At 36.6% G+C, this 18,593-nt stretch carries 22 protein-coding genes; 5 read left to right on the top strand and 17 right to left on the bottom strand.

What is annotated here, in order from left to right:
* Positions 1-122: 122 nt before the first annotated feature.
* The gene (locus LN051_RS02565) at positions 123-1,373 is read right to left on the bottom strand and encodes a lipid II:glycine glycyltransferase FemX (protein ID WP_229293064.1); all 1,251 of its coding nucleotides are present in this window, start codon (positions 1,371-1,373) and stop codon (positions 123-125) included.
* Positions 1,374-1,486: 113 nt separating this feature from the next.
* Here LN051_RS02565 and LN051_RS02560 point away from each other — a divergent pair, with 113 nt between their 5' ends.
* Positions 1,487-1,741 (top strand): hypothetical protein, encoded by a 255-nt coding sequence (locus LN051_RS02560; protein ID WP_229293063.1) that lies wholly within the window; start codon positions 1,487-1,489, stop codon positions 1,739-1,741.
* Here LN051_RS02560 and LN051_RS02555 read toward each other — a convergent pair.
* Positions 1,732-2,499 (bottom strand): VOC family protein, encoded by a 768-nt coding sequence (locus tag LN051_RS02555; RefSeq protein ID WP_229293062.1) that lies wholly within the window; start codon positions 2,497-2,499, stop codon positions 1,732-1,734. The two genes, LN051_RS02560 and LN051_RS02555, sit on opposite strands and share 10 nt — an antisense overlap.
* A 184-nt stretch (positions 2,500-2,683) precedes the next feature.
* Here LN051_RS02555 and LN051_RS02550 point away from each other — a divergent pair, with 184 nt between their 5' ends.
* Together LN051_RS02550 and LN051_RS02545 are read left to right on the top strand one after the other, a co-directional pair.
* Positions 2,684-3,121 (top strand): MarR family winged helix-turn-helix transcriptional regulator, encoded by a 438-nt coding sequence (locus tag LN051_RS02550; RefSeq protein WP_229293061.1) that lies wholly within the window; start codon positions 2,684-2,686, stop codon positions 3,119-3,121.
* Positions 3,122-3,383: 262 nt separating this feature from the next.
* Positions 3,384-5,216 carry an endonuclease/exonuclease/phosphatase family protein gene (locus LN051_RS02545; protein WP_229293060.1) on the top strand — a complete coding sequence of 611 codons (1,833 nt, stop codon included), beginning with the start codon at positions 3,384-3,386 and terminating at the stop codon, positions 5,214-5,216.
* A gap of 739 nt (positions 5,217-5,955) precedes the next feature.
* Here LN051_RS02545 and moaA read toward each other — a convergent pair.
* From moaA to LN051_RS02515, 6 genes are read right to left on the bottom strand one after another with little or no spacing between them, the layout of a single operon-like run.
* Positions 5,956-6,978 (bottom strand): GTP 3',8-cyclase MoaA, encoded by a 1,023-nt coding sequence (gene moaA / locus LN051_RS02540; protein ID WP_229293059.1) that lies wholly within the window; start codon positions 6,976-6,978, stop codon positions 5,956-5,958.
* 26 nt (positions 6,979-7,004) lie between these two features.
* Positions 7,005-7,604: a molybdenum cofactor guanylyltransferase MobA gene (gene mobA, locus LN051_RS02535; protein WP_229293058.1), complete on the bottom strand. Its 600-nt coding sequence runs from the start codon at positions 7,602-7,604 to the stop codon at positions 7,005-7,007.
* Positions 7,605-7,838 carry a molybdopterin converting factor subunit 1 gene (gene moaD, locus LN051_RS02530; protein ID WP_229293057.1) on the bottom strand — a complete coding sequence of 78 codons (234 nt, stop codon included), beginning with the start codon at positions 7,836-7,838 and terminating at the stop codon, positions 7,605-7,607.
* Positions 7,835-8,290 carry a molybdenum cofactor biosynthesis protein MoaE gene (locus tag LN051_RS02525; RefSeq protein ID WP_229293056.1) on the bottom strand — a complete coding sequence of 152 codons (456 nt, stop codon included), beginning with the start codon at positions 8,288-8,290 and terminating at the stop codon, positions 7,835-7,837. The genes moaD and LN051_RS02525 overlap by 4 nt, the downstream gene beginning before the upstream one ends.
* 2 nt (positions 8,291-8,292) lie before the next feature.
* Positions 8,293-8,772 carry a molybdopterin-guanine dinucleotide biosynthesis protein B gene (gene mobB, locus LN051_RS02520; protein ID WP_229293055.1) on the bottom strand — a complete coding sequence of 160 codons (480 nt, stop codon included), beginning with the start codon at positions 8,770-8,772 and terminating at the stop codon, positions 8,293-8,295.
* Positions 8,769-10,028: a molybdopterin molybdotransferase MoeA gene (locus LN051_RS02515; protein WP_229293054.1), complete on the bottom strand. Its 1,260-nt coding sequence runs from the start codon at positions 10,026-10,028 to the stop codon at positions 8,769-8,771. Before LN051_RS02515 ends, mobB begins: the two co-directional genes overlap by 4 nt.
* Before the next feature lie 68 nt (positions 10,029-10,096).
* On the opposite strand from LN051_RS02515, the gene moaC reads away from it, so the two are divergent.
* On the top strand, positions 10,097-10,576 hold the full coding sequence (gene moaC / locus LN051_RS02510; RefSeq protein WP_229293053.1) for a cyclic pyranopterin monophosphate synthase MoaC: 480 nt from the start codon (positions 10,097-10,099) through the stop codon (positions 10,574-10,576).
* An 82-nt stretch (positions 10,577-10,658) separates the two neighbouring features.
* Here moaC and LN051_RS02505 read toward each other — a convergent pair whose 3' ends face one another.
* The 5 genes from LN051_RS02505 to modA form a co-directional block, all read right to left on the bottom strand.
* Positions 10,659-11,159: a MogA/MoaB family molybdenum cofactor biosynthesis protein gene (locus tag LN051_RS02505; protein WP_229293052.1), complete on the bottom strand. Its 501-nt coding sequence runs from the start codon at positions 11,157-11,159 to the stop codon at positions 10,659-10,661.
* 13 nt (positions 11,160-11,172) lie between these two features.
* Positions 11,173-12,177 (bottom strand): ThiF family adenylyltransferase, encoded by a 1,005-nt coding sequence (locus LN051_RS02500; RefSeq protein WP_229293051.1) that lies wholly within the window; start codon positions 12,175-12,177, stop codon positions 11,173-11,175.
* Positions 12,178-12,393: 216 nt separating this feature from the next.
* Positions 12,394-13,002, bottom strand: coding sequence for an ATP-binding cassette domain-containing protein (locus LN051_RS02495; protein ID WP_229293050.1), 609 nt, complete (start codon positions 13,000-13,002; stop codon positions 12,394-12,396).
* Complete coding sequence (gene modB, locus LN051_RS02490) at positions 13,003-13,674, bottom strand: molybdate ABC transporter permease subunit (RefSeq protein WP_229293049.1); 672 nt, start codon at positions 13,672-13,674, stop codon at positions 13,003-13,005.
* 8 nt (positions 13,675-13,682) lie between these two features.
* The gene (modA, locus tag LN051_RS02485) at positions 13,683-14,441 is read right to left on the bottom strand and encodes a molybdate ABC transporter substrate-binding protein (protein ID WP_229293048.1); all 759 of its coding nucleotides are present in this window, start codon (positions 14,439-14,441) and stop codon (positions 13,683-13,685) included.
* 186 nt (positions 14,442-14,627) lie between these two features.
* On the opposite strand from modA, the gene fdhD reads away from it, so the two are divergent.
* Positions 14,628-15,452 carry a formate dehydrogenase accessory sulfurtransferase FdhD gene (gene fdhD / locus LN051_RS02480; protein WP_229293047.1) on the top strand — a complete coding sequence of 275 codons (825 nt, stop codon included), beginning with the start codon at positions 14,628-14,630 and terminating at the stop codon, positions 15,450-15,452.
* A 45-nt stretch (positions 15,453-15,497) separates the two neighbouring features.
* On the opposite strand, the gene LN051_RS02475 is transcribed toward fdhD, so the two are convergent.
* The 4 genes from LN051_RS02475 to LN051_RS02460 form a co-directional block, all read right to left on the bottom strand.
* The gene (locus tag LN051_RS02475; RefSeq protein ID WP_229293046.1) at positions 15,498-16,265 is read right to left on the bottom strand and encodes a GNAT family N-acetyltransferase; all 768 of its coding nucleotides are present in this window, start codon (positions 16,263-16,265) and stop codon (positions 15,498-15,500) included.
* A gap of 13 nt (positions 16,266-16,278) precedes the next feature.
* Positions 16,279-16,836 (bottom strand): biotin transporter BioY, encoded by a 558-nt coding sequence (locus LN051_RS02470; protein WP_229293045.1) that lies wholly within the window; start codon positions 16,834-16,836, stop codon positions 16,279-16,281.
* A gap of 184 nt (positions 16,837-17,020) precedes the next feature.
* Positions 17,021-17,881, bottom strand: coding sequence for an ROK family protein (locus tag LN051_RS02465; RefSeq protein ID WP_229293044.1), 861 nt, complete (start codon positions 17,879-17,881; stop codon positions 17,021-17,023).
* Complete coding sequence (locus LN051_RS02460) at positions 17,862-18,527, bottom strand: FadR/GntR family transcriptional regulator (RefSeq protein ID WP_229293043.1); 666 nt, start codon at positions 18,525-18,527, stop codon at positions 17,862-17,864. The genes LN051_RS02465 and LN051_RS02460 overlap by 20 nt, the downstream gene beginning before the upstream one ends.
* Positions 18,528-18,593 lie beyond the last annotated feature (66 nt).

The following is an 18,593-nucleotide window of genomic DNA, read 5'->3' as shown; positions in this document are numbered from 1 at the left end:
AGTTGTGAATATCCTATTTTTGTAAAATATTACCAATCTCTAATTTCTTTTAAACTCTTCGATTAAAAAAGCGATAAAGTGCTGTTTTTAATAAATTCACTTCATCGCTCTTCAAAAATGTTTTATCCTCTTTTAAGTTTACGTACAATTTTAATTTTAAGTTTTGTTAGTTGAGGTTTAAATTGTTCGATCGCTTTGTATACGATTGGATTTAAAACAAAGTCAAACTCACCAATTTTTTCACTTAAATATGTCCCCCACGCTTTTTTAAACGTCCATAAACCATAATGGCTAGAACTTTTATCCGGGTTGTTGTCTGTACCGCCAAAATCATACGTTTGCGCCCCTTTTTCACGCGCATATTGCATCATTTTGAATTGCATATGATGATTTGGTAAGAAATCACGATAATCGTTAGAAGACGCGCCATATAAATAATACGACTTATGTCCAGAAAACATGAGTAACGCACCTGATAAATAGCGACCTTCAGGATGTGTTTGTGCTAGCGCTTCTAAATCGCGAATCAAATCATCCGTTTTTTGCTGTTTATTTTTTAAGTCATTAATTTTGTTTAGCGTTTTCTTGTCTTGTTTTTTTGCTTTGAGTTTTGTTTCTTCTTCGTCTAATGTTTCTCGTTCTTTGCGTAAATCTACAAGTACCGGCTTAGGCTCTAATTTCACAAGAAATAGTTCTGCATCACCGTCGGCGTGCAATGCATCGTAAATAGTTTCAAAATAAGAAACATCGCGTGTTAAAAATCCATCACGTTCACCAGTTTCTTTCATTAAATCCGCAAAAATCTTTAAGTCTTCACGTCCTTTACGCTCAACTTTCGTACCACGCTTAAGCGCCAAACGTACTTTTGAACGATTGCGGTTGTCAAAACTTTTTATCAATGCTTCATCCGTTTGATCTAAAGGCGTAATCATCGTCATTCGAGGTTGAATGTAGTCTTTTGACAATCCTTCTTTAAAGCCTTTATGTTTAAACCCAAGCGCCTTTAAATCCTTAACTACTGTCATTCCTTTGTCAACTTCAACATCCGGGTCAATTTTAATCGTATAGGCCTTTTCTTGTTTAGCAATTTTAATCGCTTCTGCGAGTAATGCTTTAACGACTTCTATTTGCGTATAATCAGCAACAAAACCTCTTGAAGCATAGCATAACGTGAACGGTGTGTACGGTATTTTCTTGAAAAGCAGTTGAGCGACACCTTTCACTTCTCCATTTTCTCCTACAGCGATACGTTTCGTATACCAACCTGTAAGTTTTTTAGTTTCACCCCATTTTGTTAATTGGAGCAAATCTCCATTGGCATGATTTTTAACAAACGTATCATGTTCTTGATCTGTAATATTCATTAATTTCATGTATACTGACTCCTTTAAATCCGCTAAGACGCTATTGTTTAATGTAATATATAAACCACTCACCCCAGATAAGTTTCGTATGTTATACTTGGGGGAAATTGGAGGACTTATTGATGCGAAACATCGTCTTAATTATTTTAACATTCATTCATCTGATTGTATTACTGATTTCAATGATTTATAACATAAAAATCGACTATCTCAGCTTACGTATCCTACTCGTCGCACTCACTACGGTGCTTTCGATTTACATGCTTTTACTACATCAATCAAAATCTCAGCGCTACGTTGCCATCGGTGCGTTGTTTTTGGCATTCATACACGTTGGTTGGCTCATACACAATGTGTATAATGTCGTTTATTCATAGCTCGGGATAAACTGATAGTTCGCGCCGCGTGTTCTAATTAACACAGGCGCATTGATTGTGCTATCAACTAGGTGTAATGTATCGATCATATCTTGACGCCCTTCTGATATTTTAAATTTAACTTTTTGGGCTGGGCTATGTAAAATCGTATGTTTCTCATTCTCCTCAATGATTTTCATATCAAACCATTTCTGCCAACGACATACCATCGTTTGGCGTTGATGCGTTTTGAATTCTACCATGTCAATATCCAGATGCGTGTGGCTCGTATCTCCTAAATCTGCGCTTCGTGTTTCATCATCTTTATTCCACTGAATAAAAAATGGCATCATGACATCATATTCATGATTGTTGACGTATAGCAGTTGCCATTCAACGACATTACCTTTTTGATTATACCGCGTCATCTTTATAGGCCCCACTGTTTCAAGCCCTCTTTCTTGGAACTGAGACTTGAGTAAATGAATATCATATGTGCGAAAACAAATCTTTTTGAAGCCTTGTTTATAACCGTTTTCCATAATAGATGTTGCAAATGAATATTTTCCTTCTTGCGTTTTCGATTGGTGCTTCATTTTCCCTTTATCAAAAATATCGATTAACTCAATATACTTTAAATCAATAGGCACTAAACGATTGAATGTTCCTAACTTTTCATGTGCTCCTCCTTTTTGAATCTTCAAATATTCCCCAGGAAATTCAAAATGGTTTAATGCTTTAACATAATGAATAATATGATCGAACTCAATCTCTACCACATGTGCCCCTCCTCACTTAATAGATTACGTCTTATTTTACCAAAATTTTTGAGTATTAGCTTCAGCTAAGCCATGTGGATTGTTTAACTTGACACTTTCCTTAAATTTCAATTAGTATTCGTAAGCCCTTAAAAAATGCATGATATAATAAACTCAAAGTTTATGATTCGAGAGGAAGACGCCTGTGGAACCATCTTTAATTTTTGATAGCTTTACGAAACTTTATCGCCCTTATATTAAAATGGTACAACCTTTACTGGACGAGTTTGATCTGTATCCTGCACAATGGTTAGTCATGAAAGATATCGCAGTAAATGCAGACACCACCCTCGTACAAATTTCAAAACGACGTTCTATTGAAAAACCAACGACGCGTAAAATTTTAAAAGCACTCGAAGCGCGTGGCTTGATTATTACAAGAGTTGGTGAAGATCGACGAGAAAAATTATTACAGCTCTCAACTGAAGGGCACACGGTGCACCAACAACTTAAAACTCAAATTCAAACCTTACAACAATTTCACATTAACAAATTGAATCTTTCAGAAGAAGAATATACACGTACAGTCGCAATTTTAGAGCAACTGTATGACGCAATGATTCATCATCACACTTTGACTTAACAACACTGATTAACTTCAATACTGCTTATTATTTTTCTATCTTGTATTAACACATACACAAAAATATAAAGATGCTAGTCATTTAAACGTGCCAATGTAGGTGGTTTATGCCATTCTATAAAGCACGTTTTCTCTTTCTTTTCTCACTTCATATTCAAACACTTTAAAAATTTTACGTATTTTTTACATCATTTTCATCAACTTAAAAAATTTATTCTGATATACTTAAATAAAATAATATCTATTTAAAGGAGTGTATTTAATGAAGCGATTTTTAGCCCCATGCTTTTCAATAGGCATCATTTTTTCGGCGGTTGTCACGCATCCTACCGATGTAGAAGCTACGACTTCCAAAGTACAAATTCATGATATTCAAGGTGATACATATCAGTCCAATTTTGCGAATCAACATGTTCATGCAGTTGGGGGCATTGTAACTTATCAATATAAAATTAATGGTCAACATTATTTCCATTTACAAACTCCAGATCATTTAGCTGATAAAAACCCTAAAACTTCTGAGGGGATTATCGTCTTTACAGGCAAAGAACAACCTCAAGTGAAGGTCGGCGATGCGATAGAAGTCTCTGGTTTAGTTTCTGAATATGCAATTGAAGGTTATCCAGAAAAACAAAAAACAGATCAACCCATTACTGAAATTGACGCACGACATGCTAAGCAAGGGAAGATTGATGTCATAAAGTCTAATCAACCTCTCCCTAAACCTATTAAAATCAACCGTATTCCATCAAAAATCGCCTCTACAGATGGCACATTTGATCCTAAACGTTATGCGTTAGATTTTTGGGAATCATTAGAAGGTATGCGCGTTCAAGTAGATAACGTAAGAAGTGTTGGACCTCAAGAGCATGGGGACATTTTCACGGTCAAAAATAATGTAACAAAAGAAACAGAAAATGGTGGTATTTTATTAAAAGCGCGTAATGCGAATGGCAATCGTATCCCTTTTAAATTATATGATGACCAGCATCGAGCACGTCAGTTTGATGTCGCTACTGGAGATCAATTTAAAGGCCCTCTCATTGGCTATGTTAACTACGGTTATCAAAATTACAAAATAAACATTGATTATGACACAATGAAAAAAGCCCATGTCAAAGGACATGCGCAACCTGTAGGCACAAAGTTTACACCGTCAAAAAATAAATTAACGATGGCGTCTTATAATCTTGAAAATTTTTCTAACAATACAAATTCAACGACAAACGATAAAGCAGACAAATTAGCTAAAGGCATCGTAAGTCATATGAAACAACCAGACATTATCGGTGTGACGGAAGTTCAAGACAACGATGGTGGCGGGGCTGGCGGACCAGAAGCAAATCAGTCTTACGAACGTTTAATTAAGGCAATTAAGGCTGCTGGTGGACCTGAATACAAATATCAAAGCATCGACCCTGAAATGAACAAAGACGGTGGACAGCCTAACGCCAATATTCGTGTCGGTTTCTTATATCGCGCAGACCGTGTTACATTTAATGACGAAATTAAGCCTGGTGATGCTACAACTGCCGTTTCTTACAAAAACGGCAAGCTTACACATAATCCCGGACGTATTGATCCGAGTAACCCTGCCTTCACCCATTCAAGAAAGCCGCTCGTAGCTCAATTTACATTTAACGGTAAACCGATTATTGCGATTGTGAACCACTGGAATTCTAAAAATGGTGATGATGCACTTTTTGGTAGCAAACAACCTGTAGAACTTCGCAGTGAAGTACAACGTGTACAAATGGCCAAAGCCGTCGGTGAATTTGTAAAGCAAGTACAAAACGAAAACCCTAATGCTAACATTATCTCCGTTGGTGATTACAATGATTTCCAATGGTCAAAACCATTAAAAACCTATGAACAATATGGCATGACTAACCTTGTTAATAAAGTCCCTCCAAAATCACGTTATTCCTATAATTATCATGGTAATGCACAAACACTTGATCATATCTTTGTTTCTAAAAATTTAGCTTCACGTGCGCAATTAGACATGATTCATGTGAATAGCGATTTCACAGATATGTCTGGACGTGCAAGTGACCATGATCCGCTATTAACTCAAATTGACTTTTCAAAATAATTTATAATAAACAAAACAGAGGTGACGTTCACCGCGTCATCTCTGTAAATTTATTTTGGTTCTTCATTTTTTATTGTGGGATGACATAAGTCATCCTGCTTTTTTGTACAAAAATTGCGCAAATGCCTCTATAATTTTAAGTGACCAAACCAAAATAGAGGTAAGAAATCCAACGTCATCTTTGGTACTCTTTCATACGAATCCAAACCGAATACACAAACAGTGTTAAAAATGTTTCGGGATCATTGAGCTTCATATCATCGTTATATTCAGTTTATAAAAACGAAGTTTGTCCTAACTTATGAATAGTGTTACGTTTCTACAGAAAGTATGAGAATATCATTACTTATACGATTGAACCCCTTCAATTTAACAATGGTGCGATTAAAGGAAGTAATCAAAAAGTTAAAATGATTAAAAGAATTCATATGGCTAGCGCAACTTTTATAACTTCAGAAATTGTATTTTCACTATTTTCAGACTGTATAAAAGACCAAAGAAAAAAGCAACCCCACTCTTCAATAGTGAAATTGCTTAAATAGATTGCGTACCGAGTCGAGACTCCCGAGGCATAGAGCCGAAGCCGAAAATCAATTTTGGCTTCTTATTGAACTACTATAAAAGCCAAAATTAGTTGAGGTAAGGCGCCTGGGAAAGCGAGACTCGAAGTAGCAATCGGAAGTTTGCGCCTTAATTATTATAGATACATAACAACCATATAAAGGGTACAGTCTTTATTTTATCCACCAATATAATTCATATTGATTTTCTTTTTCCTTCTATTTTCAACGGTTTGTGCTGTGCGTTCATCTGAATAGCGATCTTCACGTACTTCCCAAAGTTGCTTCACTTTCGCCTCAATTGCTGCATCATTCAAACCACTTCGCAATAATTTTCGAATATCATAACCTTCACTAGTGCTAAAAAGACATCCGTAAAACTTGCCATCTGAAGAAAGTCGTGCACGTGTACACGTAGAACAAAAAGAATCTGAAACACTCGTTATCAAACCAAATTTAGACGTAGCTCCACTATGACGATAGTACTGTGCGACTTCACCAAAATATTGTGGTTGAACTGGTACAATATCAAAATGTGCTTTTACTATCTCTAACATTTCTGCTTTAGTGACCACTTTTGAAAAATCCCATCCATTGTCATTGCCTACATCCATAAATTCAATAAAACGAATCGTAACATCTTTATTTTTAAAGTAATCTAGCATCGGAATAATTTGATTATCATTTAGGCCTTTTTGAATCACTACGTTGACTTTAACTTGAAAGCCTAACTCTATCGCATAATCAATTTGTTCTAATACCGTGGATGCTTTAATATTTCGATTATTAATAGATTGAAAAATGGTATTATCAATAGCATCTAAACTTACGTTAATACGTCTCAAACCTGCTTCATACAATTTTTGACCATGTTTTTTTAATAATAAACCATTCGTTGTCAGTCCGATATCTTCAATGCCTTCAATTTGTACAATTTGTGCAATAAGTTGATCTAAATCTCTACGTAGTAAAGGTTCTCCACCAGTAATACGCACTTTTTTAACACCAAGTTTGGCATAGATTGCCGTAATTCGAACCATTTCCTCAAATGTGAGCAACTGATTTTTCGGTAAAAAAGCATAGTCATCTCCAAAAATTTCTTTCGGCATACAGTAATCACATCTAAAGTTGCATCTATCAGTTACGGAAATGCGCAAATCTCTAATTGGCCGTCCTAATTTATCTAAAATTTGTTCAGTCACCTTTGCGCCCCCCCTTTGTTATTTTATTACTCTATTTCTGCTTCCAAAGATGTGAGTTCTTCCTGAAAATTAATATTCCGATGCCAATACGACGGTCCCTCGACGTCGTTCACATCTAGCCAATCTGTTGAAACGGACTGATAAACGTGACGCATACTATAATCATCACTATTGAGCGCTGACTCAATTTTAGGTAGCGCTGCTTTATGGTAAAACGCGATTGTCGGAATTGGTCGGTTATTGGCTTTATAACCTGCAATGATTAACTGTTCTTCAATCAAATTAGAAATCAGGAATTGATAAAGTTGGCTAATGGCTTTATCTGTAACCATTGGCGTATCCACAGATATTACAAAGTAAAAATCATTGTCGTCTTGTGACATAATCGAATACAAGCCACTCAAAGGTCCTTTGTTTTTATGCGCAGGGTGGTCAACCACTGTACGATAACCTTCAAACTGTGCAGCTAATGTTTCATTCGTACTAATAATGATGTCGCTAAACATATTAGTAGAAACAAGTGTCTGGTAAATCTTTTCAAAGAAGTATTCTCCTTGTATTTTTGCGAATGCTTTTGGGGTACCGAAGCGCCTTGATTCGCCTCCAGCTAAAATAATGGCTTTCATTTAGCCCCCACTTACAGGAGGAATGAGTGCAACGACATCATTCGGTTTAATCATCTCATCAGATGGAACAAACTCTTCATTCACAGCCACTTGAAATTTTTTACCTTGTATCATTGGATACGTTTGATATAAATGTGTTTTTAAATCATCCACAGAAATGTCATAATCAAAATGAAACTGGTCTTCATGCCGATCAACCAATTCTTTTATTTCAGCAAAATATAATATCTTCATGATTGACCTCCTCTATTCACTGCATCGTCGTAATATCCGCGTTGATGGCCTTGCCACTCAGCGCCATCTTCCCATATTTCTTTTTTCCAAATCGGTACGATTTCTTTAATGCGTTCAATCGCGTATTCATTCGCACGATAAGCATCTTTACGATGTGGTGATGAGACACTAATGACCACTGCGATATCCTTTATATTTAATGCTCCAATACGATGTGCAATGGCCGTTATCGTTCCTGGCCATTTTTGGTTAATCTCTTCACCAATTTGTGCTAACTTTTTTTCTGCCATAGGCACATAAGCCTCATATTCCAAATATTCGGTACGAATACCTTTCGTCCATTCACGTACATGTCCAGTAAAAACCACTACAGCCCCTTGTCTTTCATTTAGCGTCCATTCACGATACTGATCTGGATTAATCGGCTTCGTAGTCACTTCGAATTGTTTCAAGTTTATCCATCCTCTACTTCTGATAACCATGTAGCAAGCATTTGATCAACGACATTAAAATCTATAGCGCGTTCGTCACGCTTTACCTTATACTTCACATGTGATAGTTGGCTTAATGCATGCAATTCTTCTTTATTTCGATACAAAATCATCTTATCGTAGTGCGCATGCTTATATCCTTCAACTAAAATAATACTGTTTTCAATGGTAACACACTCTTTTATTAAAGTCTCTAAGGTGATTCCCTCATTTTTCTGTATTGTCTCAATAACTTCATGGCCTTGTACAATACTTTGTTCAGCACCTGCATAAAAGTGCTTCATATGATCCAAACGCGCATCTGGTAAAGTGATTTCTTCTCCTATGTGACCGTGATGTTTAATCGTAACAACGGGATAACCTCGTTCCTTAAAAAATTGTACAGCATGGGCAACAAGTGTCGTTTTACCACTATTTTTATATCCGACAATTTGTAAAATCATAAATACAAGTCCTGTTGGTAATATTCTGTTTCAGTTAACAATACGTCAACTTGATGTCCCATAGAATAGCCACGTGTGCCTCCAGGTAGTATCATCATTGCATTACTATGCGCAATAGCAACAACGGCACCTGATTTATTGAATCCTGAAGGTTTGACCGTAGTCGCTCGACCGTCGAAGGTAGCTATGGCACGTACAAAGCGCGTAAATGGATTGGCTTTCTTGAAATCTTCCATTAAAATCGCTCGAACTAGCGCTGGATAATATCTCAATGCCCCCATCATACGGTAAATAGAGGGTTTAACAAAGAGTTCAAAACCTGTATAACATGCAGAAGGATTACCCGACAAACCAAATAAAAAGGTTTGTTCCGATACAGCTACGGTTGTGACGCTACCTGGCCGCATCGCTACTTTATTAAACAATACTTTAGCATCTAACGCACGATAAATATCAGGCAAGTAATCAAAATCACCTACAGAGACACCACCGGTTGTAATAACAATGTCATGTTGTTCCATCGCGGTGCGCACAACAGCTAAACTACTTTCAAAGTCATCTTGCTGAATTTTATATATTTCTGAATCGATACCTTCTTTTTTAAGGAGTGCATGAATCATAGGACCATTAGAATTTCGTATTTTACCAGGTTCAAGCGGGTCTTCTACATCTAATAGTTCACTACCTGTTGCGATTACACCAACAGACGGCTTTTGAAAAACTGGAACATTGCGATAACCAAATGTTGCTAAAACTGCTATAGCCCCAGCATTCAAACGTTGTCCCTTTTTTAGTACAACGTCCTCTGTCTTTGTCTCTTCACCTTTTAATGAAACATTTTCATATTGTGAAAACGCTTTGCGCAATGTAAAACCTTCGTCAGTTTGAACTGTTTGCTCCAACATTACGACAGCATCAGCACCTTTAGGCAACTCTGCCCCCGTCATAATACGCACCGCTTCTCTTTCGCTTAAAACTTCTGATGAAACTGCCCCCGCACCGATATGATCAATGACTTTGAATGCAAGACGTTGCGCTCCACTTGCCCCTTCACTATCTTGACTGCGAATCGCAAATCCATCATAAGGTGATTTATTAAACCTAGGTATATCATAAGTAGCTACGATATCTTCAGCTAAAATAAATCCTTCCGCTTCATATAAATCCACCGTCGTTTGAGATAAACGTAACGCTTGATTGGTACAGCGCTGTATGGCTTCACTCACTGGAATCGGTTGTCTTTTTTCTAATGTCATGATGCACACTCCTAACATTTTTATAATTTCGTGCTATACTATCCTTGATTTCATAAAGGAGGTATAACATGTCAGAATTCACTCACCTTAATACCCAAGGTAACGCTAAAATGGTAGATGTTTCAGAAAAAAACATTACAAAACGTACCGCTATTGCCCACTCAAGCATTCAAGTTAACGCTACCATTTACAATCAAATTATTAATAACACAGCTAAAAAAGGCAATGTGTTAAATACCGCTCAAATTGCCGGTATTATGGCTGCCAAAAATACGTCGAACATTATTCCTATGTGTCATCCTCTGCCTTTAACTGGCATCGATATCCAATTTGAATGGACAGAAGAAAAGGAACAATTCATACTCCACATCTCTAGTACAGTATCTACTACTGGTCAAACTGGCGTTGAAATGGAAGCCTTAACCGCCGCTTCTGCAACCGCACTTACGATTTATGACATGTGTAAAGCAGTTGATAAAGGGATGGTCATCGGTGAAACATATTTAATTCAAAAAACAGGTGGAAAGTCTGACTTCCAACGTAATTAAACGCTGTACATATGAGATAACGAAATATGCGTTTTGCATTTGATTTCCAATCCTATCGTCATTGATTTATCAACACTCCACGCTACTTATTAAGCTCATGTACGAGATGATTTAACTCTGGCATAATAAGTTTTTTCATGCCTAATGTCACAGCACCCGTGGAACCTGGAAGGCAAAAAATCAATTGCTGTCCCACTGTTCCACCGACTGCTCGTGAAAGTAAGGCTCTACTTCCTACATCTTCTGTATAACTTAAATATCTAAACAGTTCCCCAAAGCCTTCAATTTCTTTTTGTAATAAAGGTTGAATAGCCTCAATAGTACAATCACGTTGAGCGATGCCTGTACCACCTGTTGTAATAATAACGTCGACGCCTTCTTCTAACCATGTTAAAACTTGTGTTTTAATGGCTTCTTCATCATCTTTAACAATCGTATAGTGATTTGAAGCAACTTCTGTATTCAATTCGCCTAATAACGTTAAAACCAATTGCCCTCCTTTATCCGTCTCTTTTGTTCTCGTATCAGATACTGTTAATACGGCACATCGAATCTCTCTACCTACATTTACATTTGTATGCATTGTTCGTCTCCTTTTACCCAAATAATTGATTGATTAACTTATGTGCTTTATCGATATCTTTTAAATTATGAATTAAAAGCCGTCCATTTTGAAAACCAATGATACGATGTTGTTCAAATTGAAATTGCACGATATAGCCATTACTCTTATAGTCAATGCCTCGACGCTTTAAAAATGATAAAAGCGCATCAAATTGTAATTCTGAATGCTGATATTGCACCGTATCCCGCCCACAAAGTGTAGCGAAATGAGATTGTTGTTGTGTTAAAGAGGGATAATTCGGATGGTCACCGCATGTAGGACATGTACATTTTTTCACTTTATTAAAACTAAAAGTATAATGCGTACCTTCCCATATATCTCCGTAAGTTAATTTAGGTGTTAATGGCGTCTCTGCGAGTATTTTCAATGCATCCCTTAACTGGAAACTTGTCGTCATCGTGACAGCTGGTTGTATAACCCCTACTGTATCGCACGTCAAGTTCATCGATGGAATTTGAGGCACTAAACATTGAAAACATGGCGTTTGCCCAGGGATAAAAGGCGCCTCGACATAAGTACTTCTCACGACGCCACCGTATATCCAAGGAATTCCTTTTTGATACGCCATATCATTGATTAACATTCTTGTTTCAAAATTATCTGTGGCATCCATAATCACATCAACATTTTCTATTAACTGAGCAAGGACGGGCACATCAGCATGATCAATCACCGCTTCAATTTCTACATCAGCACGAATACGTTTTAATGCACGTTCAGCAGCGATGACTTTAGGAACCGCTTTTTGAGCGTCTTGTTCATTAAATAGCGTTTGACGCTGTAAATTAGAGGTTTCGATATAATCACGATCGATGATACGTAACTTTTTAATGCCAGCTCTTACAAGACCTTCTGCGAGATGTGTCCCTAAAGCTCCCATCCCTACAATCAATACCGTCTTTTGATTTATGTTTCGTTGACCTTGTGCGCCTATTTCTTGAAATAAAATTTGTCTTGAATATCGATTTTGCATCATTGTTTACCTTTCTCACATCATCCTATAATGTCTATTATACGGTTATCTTACTTAGGTCTCAAAGAAATAACTTGTGTCCCATCAAGCACAAACGAACACCACGCTCATATACAGATATGCCTTCCTTATAAATAAGAGGTGAGAACGTATCGTTGTCCTCACCTCTTATTTCACATGCTGTGTTCCGATGAATATAAGCATTGCTCTTGTCTCTACTTACGAACTTATTCTAATTACTTCATCTGCTAATTGCGTTGCTTCATATTTCGAATGCGTGACAAAAATAATTGGAATTTGCCATAAATCATAAATAAATTTGATAAGTTGGATACTTTCTTCTTTGGTTTCATCGTCTAAACTCGAAAATGGCTCATCCAATAAAAGCAAGTCAGGTTTTTGGCTCAATGCACGTGCCAATGCAATACGTTGTTTTTCTCCGCCTGAACAACGTTCTGGATACATATGTTTTAAATGTTCTATTTTTAAAGCGCGACATAACGTCTCTACATGTGTCAGATCCGGATGCATAAAATTAATATTTTGAAGTACTGTCATATGTGGAAAGAGTTGATAATCTTGAAACAGATACCCGACATTTCTAGCTTGTGGCAACAGATTACAACGCTGCTTTGTATCTAAAAGCGTTCTTCCGCCTAGCTGAATGTATCCTTCTTCTGGCGTTCGTAATCCCGCTATCATATTGAGTAACGTTGTTTTGCCCATACCAGAAACACCTGCGATTGCATAAATTTTAGGATGCTCTGAATGCAAATGTAATTGGATTAAATGCCCGTTAATATGGTGCTTTAATTGTACATTTAACATCTAATCCCTCTCTCTATAACCGTCTTTATTAAGCATATTCATCGTACCAATCACTGTAATTGAAAATGCAACTAACACAAGTACCCAAAGCCAAGCTTGATGTTCTCGACCTTGTTGTACTAAAAAGTAAATTTCTAAAGGTAACGTGTTCGTACGACCTGGTATATAACCTGCCACCATTAACGTCGCTCCAAACTCTCCAATCGCACGCGCAAAAGACAACATTGCCCCTGAAATCAACGCACGTTTCGATAAAGGTAAAATGAGCTTTAAAAAGATTTTAGTTTCTGAAGCGCCCATCGTACGCGCAGCATTTAACATTTGTGTATCAATATTTCGAAAGCCTTGAACAGTATGTTGATACATTAACGGAAAGCTAACAATAACAGAAGCTAACGTTGCTCCTACTAAAGAAAAAACAACTTGAATACCTAAATCTTTCGTGATGAGATGGCCTAATGGACCTTCGACAGAAAAAGTAATGAGTAGTAAAAATCCTAACACTGTTGGAGGTAAAATGATAGGCAATAACACAAAGCTTTCGATCAGACGCGTACACGTATTTTGCCTATGATATAAGACTTTTGCCAATAACACACTTAAAACGACTACGATAAGCGTGCTTATTATAGCCACACGCAGAGAAATCCAAAGCGGCGTTAAATCAGCCATAGTATCACCTATACTTCAAAATGATAATCTTTTAAAATTGCTTTTGCTTTTTTACTTTTCATGAATTTTGTCCATGCTTTACTTTCTTGACTATCTGAAATACGTCCCATGCGATAAGTAATCGGTTTATCTAATTGAACCGATGTTACTTTTTCAACGTTTGATTTTTGAGTCTCTCCAGCAAACAAATCCGTCTCATAGACAAAGCCATAATTTGCATTTCCTTTGTCTACATAGTTTAACACTTCTCGTACATCTTTAGTATAGACGATGTGAGGTTGTACTTTTTCCCATAATCCTTGAGATTCTAAATACGTTTTGGCATATTTTCCTGCTGGAACAGATTTTACCTCACCGATAGCAACATGCGCATCTTGTGACAATTGCTTTAAATCTTCTGCCGGTTTACCCTTTTGCTTAATTAAAACCAATTTATTATGTGCATAATCATAAGTATCTTTTACTTTATTTTGAGATTTTAAAGCATCCACATCTTTTGTATTCGCAGACATCAATACATCTGCAGGTGCTCCTTTTTCAATCTGTTGTCTTAAAGCTCCAGATCCTCCATAGTTAAATTCAATTTTCGTATCAGGGTATGACTTTTTAAATTCTTTTTCTAACGCTTTCGTAACATCTGTAAGACTTGCCGCCGCTGAAATCGTCAGTTGATTGTTTTTAGATGAGTTTGAATCATCTTTTCCACAGCCGGCAATAACTACCATTAATAAAATTAAGCTCACGCCCACTAACCATAATCTTTTCATCTGATGTGTCCCCCATTCAAAAGTTAAATTAAAACGCTTTCTATTATTATCTATCAAAACTGCATTTTACGCACGTCCTATCACAACATTTCATTAAAAAGTTTATCTCTCCTTAAAAAAACGAATCTGTTTTATAAATTCAGTTTTAAGCGTAAAATAAATATAAAGCTATAAGGGGGGCTTGAAGTGAATCGAGATATACGTTACAACCAAAAAATCATACGTTATGAGAATAATACATTATTTACCACATTTGATGATTACGTAACTGAATTCCCATTAACGATAATGATTAATGGTGAGGAATTTGCGACGATCATTTGCAGTCCTACGAATTTAAAAGAATTGGTCTTAGGTTTTTTAGCGTCGGAAGACATTATTCTTAAGCGACAAGAATTAAAGCAACTGGATATAGATGATAGTAAAGGATTTGCATATGTTGAAATTACGTATCAGTTACATGAGCGTACTCAACTTTCTACGAAAAGGCTCGTTGCCTCATGTTGTGGGAAAAGCCGTGAATTTTACTTTCAAAATGATGCTGCGATGGCGAAAACTTCAATGTCAAACATACAACTTTATCCGGAACAAATTTTAATGATGATGCAACAACTTCAAGATGAAAGTGCTACATTCCAAGCGACTGGCGGCTTACATAATGCTGCTATTAGTGATGGGCAACATTTTTTTATTCATCGTCAGGACATTGGACGCCATAATGCTTTAGATAAATTATATGGTTACTGTATTGACAATGATATCGCTGTTAGAAATAAAATTTTAATTTTTAGTGGGAGAATTTCATCTGAAATTTTAATCAAAGCTGCTAAAATTGGTGTAGGGATGATTATTTCTAAATCTGCACCGACAACACTTGCGGTACAACTCGCAAATGATTTAAATATTACAGCGATTGGCTTTGTTAGAGAAGGCCACTTCAACATTTACAGTCATGCGCATCGAATTATAAATGTAAACGAAAAAAATGAAAAGGAAGATGCGGAATCATAGCGAAGGATTGCTCAAATCCTAAACGCTGCTATTCCAACATCTTCCTTATTTCAATTCAAGTAAGGCACTGTATCGATAATGTAAATACGTATAGCCTTGCTTAATATACATCTCTTTTGCCGTATCTTCTGAATCTGCAACTAAAACTACTGTACGCTTGCCAGCGAGCTTGCCTACTTGCGCTTGAATCCGTGTGCCATATCCTTTTCTTTGGTAGTCAGTATGTACCGCAAAACCATCTAATTCTAAAGTTTGTTCACCTTGGATTAAATTTAAAATCCCCACTGGACAATGGCCATCATACGCAACATAATATTCAAGTTGTCCTTGACCATGTGCAATCTCGTTTTGAATATGGTGGTTTGCTTCTTCTATATATGCTTGACCATACGATGCGCTCAGTTCATTAAAAATTTTAAAATAATCTTCTATTTGAGCTACAGAAATTTGCTTTAATACGACCTCTTTTTCAGTAAGCTGCGCAAGCTCAGTACCTTCAATGGCGTACATTTCTACACACCCTAATTCAAAGCCGTTCTCCCTCAACATACGCAACATATCCGATGATGGACGTACGTCTACCGGAAATTCAAAATTAAGGTGTTGCGAATTCTGATTGCGATGTTGTTGCTGTTGATGTAACATATCCCCTTTAAATGTTAAAACATCTGGCATGTAATGATAACGCCATTTATTCGCATCAAATTTAAGTGGTTGTTCAGGGGTAAGGTAACGCGTATAACGCTCAGTTGTTTCGACGTTATTTCCATCTGTATAAATCTCATTCATTGATACATGATGCACTTGTCTCATCCCCTTTTTGGATTTATTGAGTCTGTTTTAACGCCCGTCCTGTCACTGGGTTTTTAATTAATGCTATTGCAATAAATGATGCAATTATCGCTTTAATGAGATCACCTGGTACAAATGCTAAAGAAGAATAAAGTGCATTTTTCGTCGGAATCTCCGCAATAAAGCCCATCACAATGGCACCAACTGTATCTAATAAAAGCACCCCAAATATAGTAATAATCGTAAAAGCTTTAAAAACATTTAATGATTCAATTTGACGATCACGCGCCCAACCAATCAAAAATGCGACTACTGGGTACATAATAAGAAATCCTGCACTTGGCGACATCAGTACACCAATGCCTCCACGACCACCACTTAACAATGGGGCTCCGCATAAAACTAACAATAAAAAGATAACTACACTAAGTGCCCCGTATTTTCGCCCTAATATCATTCCCGCTAAAAAAACACCAATGTTTTGCAATACAATAGGTACCGGTAAAAAATTGAGCGGTATGGGTGGCACTAATCCTAATACGGCAATGATTGCAGCCATTAATGCTGTATAAACAAGTAAACGTAACTTCACTTTATTTCCTCCCTTTAAGCTTTTGACGTTCAAATACAAAGTGAGTAGGTCAAAAGCAATGAGTAATAGGAATGTATATACTTTACTATTCCCATTTTTCCTTTTCTCATGAACTGGTATAAAATCGCTCACTTTATCGCCATTACCGTATTATACACGAATGTAAACATTTTTTATATAGTGTTTACAATTTTGAAACCGCACCAACCAACGCGGCGTGATTTTGTAAACGTGCCGTTTCAATTTTGGCACCTCCATAATGAGGTGGTAAAAACACTTGAACATAGGGACAAATATAATCTAATAGCGCTTGTCCTTGTTGAGAAATACCTCCGCCAATAATGATGACTTTAGGATCATACATAATTTGAATTTCTGCAATACCTCGTGCCACTTCATATCCCCAAGTTTCAAGTAACTGACGCGCTTTCGTATTTTGTTTCGCTTCTTCAAAAAGTTGTACGACATTTTCATGTCCATGACCGCTTTTTCTCATTAGACTTTTTAATGCTTGCGTTGAAGCACGTTGTTCATAGTTGGTTTTTGAAATCGGATCGTACAGTAAATTGCCAATTTGATTCGCACGCCATCTTGCGCCTTGTGAAAGCCCTATATCTTTATGAAAATAACTTCCACCAATCCCTGTACCTAACGTTAAACAGAATGCACTCCAAATAGGTTCTTTTCGAGAAATCAGTTCCCCTAACATTGCGGCGTCCACATCATTATATACATGGACATTTGTTGTATACGGTTTTAAGGCACGTTTAAAATTTGTTCCTGAATAATTCAAAATGTTATCGTTTGCGTACACAATTTTACCTTCTTTGCGATTGACAGCACCCGCTGTTGAAATGCCAATACTTACTTTTTTTAAATCGTAAGTCTCTACATATCTTTTTACCCTTCTCAAAACTTCATCTACGATTGGAGATTGTGAATTTTCAGGTGTCGGTTGCTTTTCATAGCCTCTAAGCTTAAAAGTCCCATCAATAATTGCTGACTTTAAAAATGTCCCTCCGATATCAAATGCGATTTTCGTCATAAAAAGTTGCACCTCTCAATAAATGTTGCGTTAATAATTCTTTTGCTTTAGGAAAATTTTGCGCTTTTAATGCATTATAAATCGCATTATGGTCATGAATACTTAATTCATTATCTTCTATCGTTGATTGGATAGGCGATTGATAAAAGTAAGCTTGTACTACTGTACTCATCTGTTTAAAAAGCGGCGAATTTACCGCTTCTAATATACTTTGATGGAAAGCTTTATCGTCTTCTCTAGTAAAACTAGAAGCATCATTAACTAGCGCACGCTCTATTGTATCCAAAGCCGTTTGATTACGTTCCATTACATCAATCGCAGCTAGCTCAAAGGTTAAACGTAACATCATCAAATCTTTAAGGCTCCCTTGTGACACTTGAAAACTAAATAAAAACCCTTCAATTAAAGAGGTGATGTCCTGAGCCTTCACAAGCGTGCCCTTTCCTTGAACACTTTCTGTTACCCCTGTATTTTCTAGATAGCTTAAAGCCTCTCTCACTACTGAACGACTCACTTGATAGTCTTCGGCAAGCTTACGTTCAGTTGGGAGTTTATCCCCCACTTTTAAATGCTCTTCCAAAATATAGGCTTTTATATTTTCTACCATTTTTTCTTTTAAACTTTGACGTCCGGATGCAGTTTCCATTTCAACGATATCCCCTTTCGTAACGTCTTTAGTTTATCATATCAACTTTTTCGACAATAAAATTAT

The organism is Staphylococcus ratti (assembly GCF_020883535.1).
GTDB lineage: Bacteria > Bacillota > Bacilli > Staphylococcales > Staphylococcaceae > Staphylococcus > Staphylococcus ratti.
This window is presented reverse-complemented; position numbering and strand designations above follow the sequence as displayed.